Source organism: Streptomyces sp. NPDC026575, from assembly GCF_055567415.1.
In genome coordinates, this window is the sequence record NZ_JBVHQM010000013.1 from 158,954 (window position 1) to 172,958 (window position 14,005).

Consider the following 14,005-nt stretch of genomic DNA (forward strand, 5'->3'; position numbering starts at 1 on the left):
GTACTGTCACGCCATGACAGCACCGCTCTATCCCGCGAAGCCCGAACCAGGTGACACGGTCGCGGTCATCTCGCCCTCCAGCGGACTCGCCGGGATCCTGCCGCTGCCCTTCGAAATGGGATTGCGGCGGCTGCGCGAGGACTTCGGCCTGAACGTCGTGGAATACCCGGCGACCCGGAAGATGCACAGCACCCCACAGGAGCGCGCGGCCGATGTGCACGCTGCGTTCGCCGACCCGGAAGTCAAGGCGGTCATCGCGAGTATCGGCGGGGACGATCAGATCACGCTCCTGCCCCATCTCGACCGCGACCTGCTGCGCGCCAACCCCAAGCCCTTCTTCGGATACAGCGACAACACGAACCTGCTAATCCACCTCGTCAACTGCGGCATCGTCGGCTTCCACGGCGGCACCGTCATGGTGGAGTTCGGCCGCCCCGGAGCGATGCACCCGCTGACTGCGGCCTCGCTGCGCGCCGCGCTGTTCACCTCCGGACCGTTCGAGCTCACGGAGCCGAAGGAAACACGGGCGGAGGACGGCCTGTGGCAGAACCCGGCGACGTTCGAGGCCGAACCCGCCATGGAGCCGGCAGGCGCCTGGATATGGCACAACGCCGACCGGGTCGTTGAGGGGCGTGCATGGGGAGGGGAACTGGAAATCCTGTCCTGGCTGATGATGGCCGACCGGGAAATTCTTCCGGTCGATCAGTACGCCGGGCACGTGCTGTTCTTGGAGACCTCGGAGGAGATGCCGCGCGACGAACAGGTCTACCGGATCCTGCGCAACATGGGCGAGCGCGGGCTGCTCCGGCAGTTCTCCGGGCTGCTGGTGGGACGCGCCAAGGCATGGTCCTTCCAGAATCGCCACAATGCCGATCAGCGCGCCGAGTACCGGAGCGCCCAGCGCAGGGCGGTGCTGCGGGCACTTTCCGAGTACGCCCCGGACATGCTGACGGTATTCGACGTCGATCTCGGCCACACCGACCCGCAGATGGTGATTCCGATGGGCGGCACGGTCAGAATTGACGGGCCCGGGCGTCGTATCACGGTGATGTACTGACCATGCCCACACCACGCGCCCTGTCGAGATCTGTCGCAAGCAAGCGATGGTTCCAGTCCATTCCCCTGACGAACTGACTTCGTTCCTGGAGAAGATATGAGCAGCGCCCTCCTCGTGATGGACGTCCAAAAGGCCATCGTGGACCTCGTCGACACCGACTCCGCATACCTGCCACGCCTGCGCAGGGCCATCGACGGGGCCCGGGCGGCGAACATCCCCGTGATCTACGTGGTCATCGCGCTACGTCCCGGCTTCCCGGAAGTCGGCACGCGCAACAGGCCGCTGGCCGCCATCGCGCAGGCCGGCCTCTTCGTCGAGGGCGCTCCAGGCACCGAGATCCACCCGGAGGTCGCGCCCCGGCCGGGCGACGTGGTGGTCACCAAGAGAAGGGCGAGTGCGTTCTCGGGCAGCGATCTCGACGTGGTGCTGAGGGCACGCGGTATCGACAGCCTCGTGCTCACCGGCATCGCCACCAGCGCCGTGGTGCTGTCCACGCTGTGCCATGCCAACGATATGGACTTCGGCCTCACCGTCCTGCCCGATGCCTGTCTGGACACCGATCCAGAGGTGCACCGGGTACTCGTCGAGCGGCTGTTCCCGCAGTGGGCGGATGTCGTCACCGTCGACGACTGGCTCAAGTCGATCGCGCCTCAAGAGCCAGTTCCCTACCTCTAGGGCCGTCTTGTCGATCATTGGCTGAGCCGGAGGAGGTGCTGGCGAGGGTGGGGTGGGGGCGGCGAAGGAGCGGTGTCCGGCGGAGCGGGGCTCGGTCAGGCGGTGGGCAGCGGCCGGTTGTCGTGCGGGTGCAGTCGGTCGGTGAGGAAGGCGAGGATCTCGTCACGGGCGCGGACCGTGGGGTGGCCGGCCTCGTCGACAAGATGGGCGGTGACGACGCTGTGCGGCGTGCCCACCAGGTCGGCGAAGAAGGGCGGCGGGGCCGGGTTGGCGGCGCTGTCCGGAAGGACGCGCCCGTCGAAGGCGTCACCGAGCAGTGCGCGGTAGGCGGCGAAGCGCTGCCCCGTGCACCAGCGGTCGCCCTCGAAGCGGTAGGCGAGGACGGTGAGTCCGTCGCGGTCGAGCCGGTCGCGTACCGCGCGCGCGTCCGCCGCGTCCAGTTCGAGACCGCCGGGGTCGTCGAGCGGCAGCGACGGGTGGTTGACCACCGGGGCGATCACCGCCGGCTCCAGGGCCATGGTGAGGGCGAAGTTGCCGGTGAAGCACAGGCCGATCGCGCCCACCCCCGGCCCACCGCACGCGGTGTGGGCCTGGCGCGCCAGGCCGCGCAGCCAGACCGTCACCGGACTGCTGCCGCCCCCGGCGAAGGCGCGGAACTCCGCGCTGACACAGGCCCGGCGGACCACCTCCCGGCCGCCCTCGACCGTGGGGAAGGCGCCGTCCGTCCCGAACAGGGAGGGCACGTGAACGGTGAAGCCCGCCTCCCTCACCCAGCGCGCGAGCCGCAGGACGTCGGGACTGATGCCCGGCATCTCGGGCAGCACCACGACCGCGGGCCCGGCCCCGGCCACGTACACCGTCTTCTCCACCCCCTCCACGGCCACGCTCCGGCGGGTGAAGTCGGTGATCGGGTCGTCGATCGGATCGTCGTCGCTCATGGGGCCAGCCTCGTCCCTGGGCCGGCCGTCGGGTGAGGGGCCAGATCGCCAAGGCCAGGGGTAATCTCGCCATACGCGAGGGAGGCCGGCGGTACGCGGTCGGCGACCGGGGCCGGGGACACCAGGGGTACGGGAGCGATGGCGGAGGTGGCGCGACAGGCGGAGGTCGGTGCGGGTCCGGGCGCCGGACCGGGAGCGCTGCGGGTCGGGGTCCTGGCCTACCCGGACTGCTTCGCGTCCGAAGTGTTCGGCGTCCCGGACCTGTTGACGATGGCCGGGCATGTCGCCGGACCGGACGCGCCCCGCTACCGGGTGTCGGTCGTCTCGCCCCGCCGCCGGGTCACCGCCTCGGGCGGTGCGAGCCTGGAGGTGCGTCCCCTGCGCGAGGTCGACGTCCTTGTCGTCCCCGGCTTCGAACTGCTCCCGGCCACGGACCTCGACGCGCGGCTCGCCCCGCTCGCCCCCGAGATCGCCGCGATCCGCGCGCAGGCCGCCACCGGCACCGCCGTCGTCTCCCTCTGCGTCGGCGCGTTCCTGCTCGCCGAGGCCGGGCTCCTCGACGGGCGCCGGGCCACCACCTCCTGGCTGCACGCCGGCGAACTGGCCAGGCGCTGCCCGGACGCCGACGTACGGCCCGAGCACCTGGTCGTCACCGACACGGGCGTGACGACCACGGCCGCCTTCAGCGCCATGTACGACTTCGCGCTGGACCTGATCCGCCGACACAACGGCGCCCGAGTGGCCCGCACCACCGCACGGTTGGCGCTCGTCGACGACGCGCGGACCTCCCAGACCCCGTACGTCGACCCGCGGCTCCTCCCGCAGCCCGGCCGGGAGTTCTCCCAGCGGGTCATGCGGCGGCTCGACCAGAACCTCGCCGAGCGGTACGACCTCGCCGCGCTCGCGGACGCCTTCCGGGTCAGCACCCGCACGCTGCTGCGCCGCTTCGCCGAAGAGACCGGACGCAGCCCGCTGGCGCACCTTCAGGACTCCCGGGTCCGCCGCGCCCGCCATCTTCTGGAGACCACCGACCGCACCGTGGCCGCCGTCGCCACGGCCGTCGGCTACCAGGACCCCGGCACTTTCGCCGCCCTCTTCGCCCGCCACACCGGCCACCGCCCGAGCGCCTACCGGGCCGCCTTCCGCCGCCTGGCCCGGGCGTCCGCCCCGGACGTCGCGCGCGACCGTACGGGTTCGGCAAGACCGGCTACCGGCGCCGACGGACCGTGACCACCGGGAGGGTCGCTCTGGGGCGCGGCTACGCGGCCATGGGCCTGGCGGAAGACACGCTCGACCTTCGCGTCCCGCCGGCCCCGCCCGCTGCGAGGGAGTTCCGACAGCGCATACAGCGCGGGTCGACATGCCGCGCATGGCGTAATGAGTAGCGCCAGTGGCTGTGGCAGGTCACGTTGTGGCAAGGCAGTGACAGGAGCGGGTATCAGGAGGGTGGTGGCGGACCCGGCCATGGGCAAGGAGAGCGTGGAGCGGCCGGAGGGCTACGGTGAGCGGCTGCTCGGCTTGCTGCTGGACAGGGCGCAGCAGATGCCACCGCAGCTGATCGCCCCGCTGATCGCGGAGGAGCTGGCCAGGGTCGGCGGCCGTGACGTCTCGATCCTGCTCCAGGACTACGCGCAGGAGCTGCTGGTACCGCTGCCAGGGAGGAAACTGCACGTCAGCCAGCCTCAGCCGGTTGCCGACTCCCCCGCCGGCCGGGCCTTCCTGCGGGCGGAGGTCATCGAGGTGCCGCAGAACGGCGACGGTGTCCGGATGTATCTGCCGCTGCTGGACGGTAGTGATCAGGTGGGCGTGTTGGCCCTGACCCTGGAGGCCGTGAGCGACGATGACCGGCGCCTGCTGCGCCGGCTCGCCGGCCTGGTCGCCGACATGCTGGTCACCAAGAACGCCTATACCGATCAGTTCTTCCTGGCCCGGCGCAGGGAGCCGATGAGCGTGTCCGCGGAGATCCAGTGGAGCCTGCTGCCGCCGCTGACGATGTCCCTGCCGCAGGTCAAGGTGGCCGGCATTCTGGAGCCCGCCTACCGGGTCGCCGGTGACAGCTTCGACTACGCCCTCAACGACAACATTCTGCACATGGCCGTGATCGACGCGATGGGCCATGGTCTGGATGCCGCCGTGATGGCGACCGTCGCCATCGGCGCCTACCGCCATGCCCGACGCGTGTTGATCAGCCTGGCCGAGAAGTACGCGTTCATGGACGACGCCATCTCCCAGCAGTTCGGTCCCGACCACTTCGTCACCGCGCAGCTGATGCACCTGAACATCGCCACCGGGGAGATGGAGCTGGTCAACGCGGGCCACCCCGCTCCGCTGCTGATCCGCGACGGCCAGGTCGTGCGGCAGCTGGAGAGCGCGACGACGCTGCCCGTCGGCTTCGGAGGTGAACTGCCCCGGGTCCGAGAGCACACGCTCCAGCAGGGCGACCGGGTGCTGTGCTACACCGACGGCATCATCGAAGAGCACGTCGCCGGAGGGGAACCATTCGGCGAGGAGCGCCTCATCGACTGCGTCAACCGTTTGGGTGATGAGCCGTCAGAGGGGATGCGGGCGGACCTGCGCCGGCTCTCCCACACGTTGAAGAGGGAACGGGACGGGCGCACCAGCGACGACGCCACCCTCTTCATGATCGAGTGGCGCGGTGGCGCCGTCGACCACCTCGCGGTTCTGGACTGAACACCTCGACGTCGGCCGAGCCCGCACCGCCAGGAGAGGGCGGTGACCTCGCCGGGGTACACCGCCCACGGCTCCGTACCCGGCCGGTCACAGCGACGCGAGGTTGTCGGCCAGATCGTCGAGGCCGAGGGAGCCCTGGGTGAGCGCCTTCATGTGCCAGGTCCGCAGGTCGAAGCCGGTGCCGAGGCGGCGGCGTGCGGCCTCGCGGCCCTGGAGCCAGGCGCGCTCCCCCAGCTTGTAGCCGATGGCCTGGCCGGGCCAGCCGAGGTAGCGGTCGATCTCGCTGGTGCGGCGGGTGGCGTCGCTGCCGTGGTGGGCGGCCATGAACGCGGTGGCGAGGTCCGGTGTCCAGCGTTCGCCGGGGTGGAAGCCGGAGTCGGCGGGGATGGCGAGTTCCAGGTGCATGCCGATGTCGACGATCACGCGGATGATCCGGAGCATCTGCTTGTCCAGGTAGCCGAGGCGGCGGGCCGGTTCGGTGAGGAAGCCCAGTTCGTCCATCAGACGCTCGGCGTACAGGGCCCAGCCTTCCTTGTCGGCGCTCACCGCGCCGAGGGTGATCTGGTAGCGGCTGAGGTGGTCGACGGCGGCGGTCCATCGGGCGGTCTGCAGGTGGTGCCCCGGGACGCCCTCGTGGTACCAGGTGCTGACCATCTCCCAGGTGGGGAAGGTCTGTTGGCCCAGAGTGGGCAGGTAGGCGCGTCCGGGGCGGCTGAAGTCGAGGCTGGGGCCGTTGTAGTAGGGAGCGCCCGAGCTGCCCGGGGGCGCGATCCTGGTCTCGACCCGGCGGAGCGGGCCGGAGATGTCGAAGTGGGTGCCGTCGAGGGCGTCGATCGCCTCGTCCATGATCTGCTGGAGCCAGGCGCAGATGTTCTCCTCGCCGGTGATGGCGTGGCCGTGGTGGTTCAGGTGGTCCATGGTCTCCCGGACGGTGGCGCTCGGGAGGATCCGGCCGGCCTCGGCCGCCATCTCGGCGACCGTGCGGTGGAACTCCTCCCAGGCCCACGCATACGCCTCGGCCGGCTCCAGACCGGCGCCGATGGCCCAGCGTGCCGAGCGCAGGTAGCGCTCGCGGCCGACGGCGTCCGGGGTGCCGTCCGCGGCGGGCAGGTAGGTGCCGCGCAGCCAGTCCCGGAAGCCGGCCACCGCGGTCGTCGCCCGGTCGGCCGCGGCGTCCAGCTCGGGCCTGAGCCGATCCGGACCGGCGGCCACGAACTCGGCGAACCAGCTTGCGCCGTCGGCATCCTGGCCGGTCCAGGCCGCGAGCTGCCCGATGACGGCCCGGGCCTGGCGGGGCGCGCACAGCAGTCCGCGGGCGATGCCCTCGGCCAAGGTGGCACGGTAGCCGTCCAGCGCGTCCGGCAGATTGCGCAGCCGCCCTGCGACGGTCGCCCAGTTCTCGTCGGAGTCGGTGGGCATCAGGGTGAGGGTGCTCCGCACCTTGTGCAGCGGCGAGCCGACGTTGCGCAGCTGGCGGAAGTGGTCCCCCGCCTCGTGCAGGGCGAGTTCCGCGGTCAGCCGTTCCCTCAGCAGGCGGGCGCAGTTCCGTTCGGCGTACGCCCACACCACGCCGTCCTTCTCGGCGTTCTGCTCGCTGGTATCGAGCGCCAAGAGCGTGTGCCGGGCCACTTCGGCGAGCGCCGTGAACCCCTCCGGCGACAGATCCGGCTGCCGGTCGTCCTCGGGGTGCAGGCCGAGTCGGGTCGAGGTCAGGGGGTCGAGGGCGGCGACCTGCGCGACGTGGTCGTCGGCGATCCGGCGCGGAGTGCTCGCATTCTCGGACATGTCCCCCATGCTGGCCTACCCTGCCGACGGCGTCAGCCGGCCACCGTCGGCTTTCGGCCGACGGACGCCGGCCCCTCCCTGTCAGGGGCCGGACGGACCTTCGTGGTCAGCTCACCGCGGGACGTCCTGGACCCGGCCGGTCACCACCATGTTGCCGTCGGGGGTGCGCCGCGCGAGGCCGCCGGTGCGGAAGTAACCGTCGGTGGTGAACGAGCGTGCGTTGTGGTCGGGCGCCCGGTAATAGCCTCGCGGGGTATACGGCCCGCGGGCGAGCAGTTCGCCGGGCTCCCCGTCGGGCACGTCCTTGCCGTCGGCGTCGACGATGCGGATCTCGTCGTCGGGCGAGAGGGGACGGCCCTGTGTGGTGAGCACGGTCTCGTCCGGGTCGGCGGGCCGGGTGAGAGTGAGCAGCCCCTCGGCCATGCCGGAGACCTGCTGCAGGCGACAGCCCCATTCGGGGCCTATCCGTTCGGCGGTCGCCCGGCGCAAGGGCGCGCCGCCGATCTGCACGAGACGCAGGCTGGTCAAGTCGGCCTGGACCATGGGGCGTTCGTCGAGCCAGAGCTGGGCGACGGCGGGCACCAACGACGTGACGGTGACCCGTTCTCGCCCGATGACCGGGAAGCATTCGGCGGGTTCCGGGCTGTCGGCCAGGACGACGGTGCCGCCGACGGAGAGGGTGCCGACGATGCCGGGGCAGCCGAAGGTGAAGTTCGACTCGGCGGGGAGCGCGGCGAGATACACGTCGTTCTCGGTGAGCGACACCAGCTCGGCGGCGGCCCGCGCCTGGTAGGCGTAGTCGTTGTGGGTGCGCGGAATGAGCTGGGGCGCTGCGGTGGCTCCTCCGGAGAGCAGGAAGAACGCCACCTGATCGGCGCTCTGCGCAAGCGCCCGCTCGGGCGGGGCGTCGATGGATCCCAGCGGGAAGTGGTGGCAGCCCGATGTGTCGACCCTGAGACCGCCGTACGGGGACGAGGTGCCCGGTGCCTCATAGGTGAACACCCGCCGCAGGAAGGGCCCTTGGGACGCGATGTCCGCGACCATCGCCGTGTGGTCGAAGCCCTGGTACGTCGAGGGACCGACGTAGCCACCCGCCTCGGTGACCCGCACGAGGTGGGACACCTCGGCCGCACGGTGCGAGACCGGGCAGAACACGGGGACCGCGCCGACGCGCATCAGCGCGAACACGGTGATCACGAACTCGGGAACGTTCGGCAGCTGGACGACGACCCGTTGCCCGGGCCTGAGACCGCGCAGCCGGAACCCGGCGGCCATGCGGTCCACCCGCCGGTTCAGGTTCGCGTAGGTGAGGCGGGTGCCGCCGTGCACGAGCGCGGTCCGGGGTCCGTGCTCCAGGGCCCAGCCGCGCAGCAGGTTGTCCAGCGTATGGCCACGCCAGTGCCCGGCCGCCCAGTAGCGGTCGACGAACTCCTCGGGCCAGGGTGTACAGCCGTCGAGCATTGTTGCCATGCGCTTCCTTCTGTACCAGTTCCCGAACCGGAAGCCGTGCGGGTCTCCGTTCTCCCTTCGCCGTGACGGGGGCGGGGCAGCAGTGATCTCGACATACCGTCCCCCCTTCTCGACGCCGGGGAGCGACCCGCCGTCTCGACCGTGACAATCCCATCTGTCAACACCCCTCCGTGCAATGCGCTTTCCCCACCACGGACGCTGAATTCCCTCAGCAGAAAGTCCAATGCACGCCGCTGACCAGGAGGAATGGTCGCGGCGGCGAACGTCTTGGTCTGGCCGACGGCGCGGAAACGCGCGAACGGCCGCCGTGGGAGCCGACGGCCGTTCGCTGTGGGGTGGGGAGGAAGGAGTGGGTGGGTGAGCGGGCGTGCGGGCTACGGGTAGTCCACCATGTAGGACTGCTGGTGGTCCGTGTTCGCCGGGTCGCCCTGGTCGTTGACGACGTGGTTGATCGTGCCCGTACCGCCGAGCGAGACCGTCACCATGTGGCGGAGCCGCACGCCGTCCGTGCGGGGTACCTGGAAGGCCCGGTCGGCGGCGACGGACTTGTTGACGTTGAAGTAGCAGTAGCTGCCCAGCCCGTACGCCTGGTGGTCGGTGACGTCGTCGGCCACCTTGTACGCGGAGTAGCCCTTGGTGTCGCCGTCCCTCCAGGCCGCCTGGTCCGGTGGGTCGTAGGGCATCTCGTTCTGGAAGAAGTACGTCCGGCCGTGATTGCCGTTCCAGACCACCTGGTCCTTCTGGTAATGCTCGACGAAAAGGCCGTACATCGTGACGTCGTCGCCATTGACGGTCAGTCCGTTGTCCGCGGTGTTCTGCGTCCAGCCGACCCCGTCGCCGTGGTCGGCCCGCCAGATCCAGGTGTGGTCGCCGATGACGTCCGAGCTGTTGACGACGAGGCTCTTGGTCGCCTTGCCCATGCCCGCGCCGCCGACCCGGAAGTAGACGTCGTGGAGCGAGGAGGGGTTGCCGGAGTGGTCCCCCGAAGCGCCCTTGGGACCCATCTCCATCAGCGTGGCCGAGTTCTCCCGGCCGGCGTCGATCAGCAGACCCGCGATGTTCGCTCCGTCGACGTCGGCCACCGAGAGGGCGGTGACTCCGCCGTCCGGGACGAGGGTGGCCAGGCCGAGGCCGAGCACCACGGTATCCGGCTTCGTCACCTTGATCGTGTCGTCCAGGTGGTAGACACCGGGCGTGACCAGCAGGTGCTTGCCCTGGTTCAGCGCGCCGTTGATCTGGGACGCCGTCATGCCGGGCTTGGCGATGAAGAAGTCGTCCAGCGGCAGTGAGGTGCCTTTCGGGGCGCCGCCGGACCAGGTGGTGCCCTGGGTGTTGGTGGCGACGTCGGGGACGAAGACCTTGTACGCGCCCGCGTCGTCGACGTAGAGGAACGGCTTCTCCCGGGACGTGGGGGTCTTGTCCACCGTGGTGTACGGCGGCTGGGGGAAGTCGCCGGCGGGCGGGTGGGTCGCTCCGACGAACACCATGTTCCAGTTGGCGCCGTTCCAGCTGCTCCACTCGGTGTTGCGGGAGAGGTACTGCTGCTGCGACCCGGAGGAGACCGAACCGTCGACCTTGGTGTCGGCGAGCAGGCCGCCGCTGGACCAGCCGTGGTTCCGCGGATCGAGCTGCAGATTGCCTTTGACATGCATCCGGCGGAACGGCGCGGCCTGCGAGACGGCCCACCGGTCGGTGCCGTTCGCCGGGGTCACCGCCAGGTTCTCGGCGGAGCGCCAGAAGTTCTGCGTGGCGTTGTCGCCGAACCAGTCGGCCTCGGCGTGCACATCGCCGTTGATGTCGGTGTCGTCGGGCGACCGGCCGAGCCCGGAGATCTGTGTGTAAAAGCCGATGTTGGCGTCCACGTCGTACTTGCCCGGTCTGAACAGCAGCGCGTGCCGTTCGGCGCCGAACTGGTTCTTCTCCTGCTCCTTGAAGACCGCATCGAGCCGGGACTGGATCTGGTCCTTGGGCATCGACGGGTCGAAGATGTCGACGTTGGGGCCGAGGTCCGGGGCGTCCGCTGCCGTGAGGTGCTTCCGCGGTGCGAGGTGTTCCGGGCCTGCGCTCGCGCTCTGGGGGGACAGGAGGGCCACGGTGCCGGCCGCGAGGACGAGGGCGGCGGCAGCGGCGGGCAGGGCGCGGCGCCGGCGATGGCGCGGCCGGCCCGATCCGTCGCGGGTCATGTTCAGCTTCACGATGTCCCCCGCTCAGCCCGTGTATCCGGCGAAGATCTTGGTGAACTGCCAGGGTTCCTGGTCCACGCCGGAGCAGGTGTCGTCGTTGGGATAGGTGCCGGGGCACGGGCGGTCGCGGTTGGCCGACCAGTAGGTGAGGCGGGCGAGGTGGTGTTCCTGGGCGTAGGCGCGGATGGCCTCGAAGTTCTGCGGTGTGACCCGCTCGTCGGCGTCGGTGATGCCGTTCATCGACGAGATGCCGCTGTGCCGGTAGGCCGCGTCGTCGCTGTAGCCGTATGCGTCCTTGACCGTGTTCTTCAGCCCCTCGGCGGCCTTCTTCGTCAGCTCGCCCATGTCCTGACCGCCCGCGTCCCCGAAGTCGAACGGCATGATCGTCCAGCCGTCCACCGTCAGATCGGAGCCGGCGGCCCGCTTGATCATGCTGTCGTCCGGGCCGTCCTGGGCGCTGGGGAACGTGACGTACGTCGTCAGGCCGGAGTTGTGGGCCTTCACCTGCTTCAGCGCGTCGATCGTCTTCTGCTGCACCTGGGGGTCGTCGTAGGCGTCGCCCTCGATATCGATGTCGATGGCCTTCAGGCCGTAGGCGTCGATCACCTTCTGGTAGGCGCCGGCCAGGGCCGAGGCGTCCGGGCAGCTCTGTTCCAGCTTGTTGCCGTTGGCCCCGCCGAAGGACGGGACGATGTCGCCGCCCTTGGCGCGGATCGCGTCCACGGTCCGCGCGTCGACGCCGCCGGCGAGGGGGCGGCTGCCGTCCCACTGCGGATCGCAGGTGCCGTTGCTGAGGACGAAGGCCAGCGTGAACCACGTGACGCCGGTGGCGTCCATCACCGTCGCGGGATCGGGTGGGTTGCCCCAGCCGTTGTACAGGTACGGGGCCACGGCCTGCGGCGCATCGGCCGCCTCGGGCCCGTCGGACGGTACGGCGCCGGCCGCCGCGGTCGTGGTGCCGCCGAGGAGCACAGCGGCGACCACGCCGATCGCGCCCCGGTGGGCGCCGCGTATGTGCCGTGCCCGCGATCTGCTTCCGTGCCGTGCTGGTGAACTCATAGGGGCTCCTGTGCGGTGGGGGGAGCGGGCGGCGGCCCGGGGGCGGCTGCCCTGCCGTCAGAAGTGCCTGTGCACCGGAGCGCTGAAAGAGCGTTGAAGAACTGGACGCTCAAGGCATGGCTGGTTGCCCTCCGAAAAGCGGTGCACAGTCGGTTCGGCCGACCGGGTAGGGCGTCGGGACCAGCGCAGTTCAGGCTGGTCCAGACCTGTTGCACGGCTTGAGTTAACTCGGCGTAAGGAAGGGCGTCAAGACTGTTGACATCACTTCAAGAAGTGAACGCACTGGCCGGCAGCGGCCCCCTACGCCGGAGAGCCGGACACCGCGGGGACGACCGCCCCGGCCGACGCCCCTGACCAAACCCCTGTCCGAGCGAGCCCCTAGTATCACTTCGCGTTCTCCGACGGACGCTGACGCCTGCTGGGTCGTGCCCGCCGTCCAACGCCCGACACGACACGACGGCTCCACCGCATGGCGATGGAGCCGAGCATCGAGGAGAGGAACGTTCATGCGCGCCCGGAGCATCGCCACGGCCACCGCAACAGCATTGGCACTGGTGGCCGCTCGTGACCTTGTCCAGAAGAAGCACGCACTGCTCCGGAACTTCCCCGTGATCGGGCACGCCCGGTACCTGCTGGAGACCATCGGGCCGGAGCTGCGCCAGTACATAGTGACCTCCAACGACGAGGAGCGCCCCTTCAGTCGTGACCAGCGCACCTGGATCTACGCGTCGGCGAAGGGGGAGAACAACTACTTCGGGTTCGGAACCGACAACGACGTCGAGCACATGCAGGGGCACGCGTACCTGAAGCATCGCACGTTCGCCGGCACGCTGCCCGACGCGCACGACCCGCAGGCCCCACTGCCCTCGGCCAAGGTCCTGGGCGGGCCGCGTGGGCGCGCCAAGGCGTTCCGGCCGGCGAGCGTGGTGAACATCTCGGCGATGAGCTTCGGATCGCTCTCCGGTGCGGCGATCACGGCGCTCAACAAGGGGGCGGCGCTGGCGGGCACGCTGCAGAACACGGGCGAGGGCGGGCTCTCGCCGTACCACCGCAACGGCGGCGACCTCGTCCTTCAAATCGGTACGTCCTACTTCGGCTGCCGCAATGAGGACGGCAGCTTCAACATCGACAAGCTCAAGGACGTGGTCGCCGGCGCCCCGGTCAGAGCGATAGAGATCAAGCTCTCCCAGGGCGCCAAGCCAGGGCTGGGCGGGATGCTGCCGGGCGCGAAGGTAACCCCGGAAATCTCCGAGATCCGCGGCATCCCGCTCGGCGAGGACTGCGCCTCCCCGTCGCGGCACACCGCGTTCGGCGACGTCGACTCGATGCTCGACTTCGTCGAACTGCTCGCCACCGAGACCGGCCTGCCGGTCGGCATCAAGAGCGCGGTGGGAGAGATGGAGTTCTGGCAGGAGCTGGCCACGCTGATGGCGCGTGGTGACCGTGGTGTCGACTTCGTGACCATCGACGGCGGCGAGGGCGGCACCGGTGCGGCGCCGCTGACCTTCTCCGACTCGGTGTCGCTGCCCTTCCGGATGGGATTCTCCCGGGTCTACGGCGCCTTCGCCGAGCTGGGGCTGACCGACGACCTGACCTTCATCGCCTCCGGCAAGCTCGGCCTGCCCGAGAACGCCGCGGTCGCCTTCGCCCTGGGTGCGGACATGATCAACGTGGGTCGCGAGGCGATGCTGTCGATCGGCTGCATCCAGGCGCAGAAGTGCCACACCGACAAGTGCCCCACCGGCATCGCCACCCAGAACCCGTGGCTGGCCCGCGGCCTCGACCCGGCCTCGAAGGCCACCCGGGCCGCTGTCTACCTGCGCACCCTCCGCAAGGAGCTGATGAAGGTCTCCGCAGCCGTCGGCGTCGCCCACCCGTCACTCATCACGGCCACCGACATCGAAATCATGAACGGCGACTACGAGGCCCGCACCCTGGCCGGCGTCTACGGCTACAAGGAAGGCTGGGGCGAACTCGGCCCGCACCTCGCCGAGGAGATCACCGCACTGCTCACCGCCCATCCGGCCTCCGTGAAGAAGTCGACCGACTGAAGCGCCGACAGCGCCGAGCACCGCCCTCACTGCTCTACTCTCCTGCTCGGAGCACGCGCGCGCACCAGCCGGTGTCGCCCTCGTCTCCCTGCCCAC

General features: G+C 70.1%; 9 protein-coding genes and 1 pseudogene. 5 read left to right on the top strand and 5 right to left on the bottom strand.

The annotated features are described in order from the left end of the window. The first annotated feature begins 13 nt into the window (after positions 1-13). Positions 14-1,057 (top strand): S66 family peptidase, encoded by a 1,044-nt coding sequence (locus ACZ4NB_RS19945; protein ID WP_467663207.1) that lies wholly within the window; start codon positions 14-16, stop codon positions 1,055-1,057. Positions 1,058-1,153: 96 nt separating this feature from the next. Continuing rightward, on the top strand, positions 1,154-1,732 hold the full coding sequence (locus ACZ4NB_RS19950; protein WP_467663209.1) for a cysteine hydrolase family protein: 579 nt from the start codon (positions 1,154-1,156) through the stop codon (positions 1,730-1,732). A 95-nt stretch (positions 1,733-1,827) separates the two neighbouring features. On the opposite strand, the gene ACZ4NB_RS19955 is transcribed toward ACZ4NB_RS19950, so the two are convergent. After that, positions 1,828-2,670, bottom strand: a complete 843-nt coding sequence (locus ACZ4NB_RS19955) for a dienelactone hydrolase family protein (protein ID WP_467663211.1) — start codon at positions 2,668-2,670, stop codon at positions 1,828-1,830. A gap of 147 nt (positions 2,671-2,817) precedes the next feature. Here ACZ4NB_RS19955 and ACZ4NB_RS19960 point away from each other — a divergent pair, with 147 nt between their 5' ends. Both ACZ4NB_RS19960 and ACZ4NB_RS19965 read left to right on the top strand, forming a co-directional pair. After that, positions 2,818-3,900 carry a GlxA family transcriptional regulator gene (locus ACZ4NB_RS19960; protein ID WP_467663213.1) on the top strand — a complete coding sequence of 361 codons (1,083 nt, stop codon included), beginning with the start codon at positions 2,818-2,820 and terminating at the stop codon, positions 3,898-3,900. A 234-nt stretch (positions 3,901-4,134) separates the two neighbouring features. Then, a complete protein-coding gene (locus tag ACZ4NB_RS19965; RefSeq protein ID WP_467663331.1) occupies positions 4,135-5,361 on the top strand; it encodes a PP2C family protein-serine/threonine phosphatase in 1,227 nt (408 codons plus the stop codon). 87 nt (positions 5,362-5,448) lie between these two features. Here ACZ4NB_RS19965 and ACZ4NB_RS19970 read toward each other — a convergent pair whose 3' ends face one another. The 4 genes and pseudogenes from ACZ4NB_RS19970 to ACZ4NB_RS19985 all read right to left on the bottom strand — a co-directional run. After that, entirely contained in the window at positions 5,449-7,146 is a 1,698-nt protein-coding gene (locus ACZ4NB_RS19970) for a DUF885 domain-containing protein (protein WP_467663215.1), read from the bottom strand. A gap of 111 nt (positions 7,147-7,257) precedes the next feature. Continuing rightward, positions 7,258-8,616: a (2,3-dihydroxybenzoyl)adenylate synthase gene (locus tag ACZ4NB_RS19975; RefSeq protein WP_467663216.1), complete on the bottom strand. Its 1,359-nt coding sequence runs from the start codon at positions 8,614-8,616 to the stop codon at positions 7,258-7,260. Positions 8,617-8,990: 374 nt separating this feature from the next. After that, positions 8,991-10,799, bottom strand: coding sequence for a coagulation factor 5/8 type domain-containing protein (locus tag ACZ4NB_RS19980; RefSeq protein ID WP_467663333.1), 1,809 nt, complete (start codon positions 10,797-10,799; stop codon positions 8,991-8,993). A gap of 24 nt (positions 10,800-10,823) precedes the next feature. After that, a pseudogene (locus ACZ4NB_RS19985) lies at positions 10,824-11,729 on the bottom strand (chitinase); the annotation flags it as partial. 635 nt (positions 11,730-12,364) lie between these two features. Here ACZ4NB_RS19985 and ACZ4NB_RS19990 point away from each other — a divergent pair. Next, on the top strand, positions 12,365-13,909 hold the full coding sequence (locus ACZ4NB_RS19990) for an FMN-binding glutamate synthase family protein (protein ID WP_467663218.1): 1,545 nt from the start codon (positions 12,365-12,367) through the stop codon (positions 13,907-13,909). Positions 13,910-14,005: the final 96 nt, after the last annotated feature.

What these genes read in the sequence shown, in the direction of transcription:
- ACZ4NB_RS19945 (WP_467663207.1), top strand. Translation starts at nt 14, where the DNA reads ATGACAGCACCGCTCTATCCCGCGAAGCCCGAACCAGGTGACACGGTC.
- ACZ4NB_RS19950 (WP_467663209.1), top strand. Translation starts at nt 1,154, where the DNA reads ATGAGCAGCGCCCTCCTCGTGATGGACGTCCAAAAGGCCATCGTGGAC.
- ACZ4NB_RS19955 (WP_467663211.1), bottom strand. Translation starts at nt 2,670, where the DNA reads ATGAGCGACGACGATCCGATCGACGACCCGATCACCGACTTCACCCGC.
- ACZ4NB_RS19965 (WP_467663331.1), top strand. Translation starts at nt 4,135, where the DNA reads ATGGGCAAGGAGAGCGTGGAGCGGCCGGAGGGCTACGGTGAGCGGCTG.
- ACZ4NB_RS19970 (WP_467663215.1), bottom strand. Translation starts at nt 7,146, where the DNA reads ATGTCCGAGAATGCGAGCACTCCGCGCCGGATCGCCGACGACCACGTC.
- ACZ4NB_RS19975 (WP_467663216.1), bottom strand. Translation starts at nt 8,616, where the DNA reads ATGGCAACAATGCTCGACGGCTGTACACCCTGGCCCGAGGAGTTCGTC.
- ACZ4NB_RS19980 (WP_467663333.1), bottom strand. Translation starts at nt 10,799, where the DNA reads ATGACCCGCGACGGATCGGGCCGGCCGCGCCATCGCCGGCGCCGCGCC.
- ACZ4NB_RS19990 (WP_467663218.1), top strand. Translation starts at nt 12,365, where the DNA reads ATGCGCGCCCGGAGCATCGCCACGGCCACCGCAACAGCATTGGCACTG.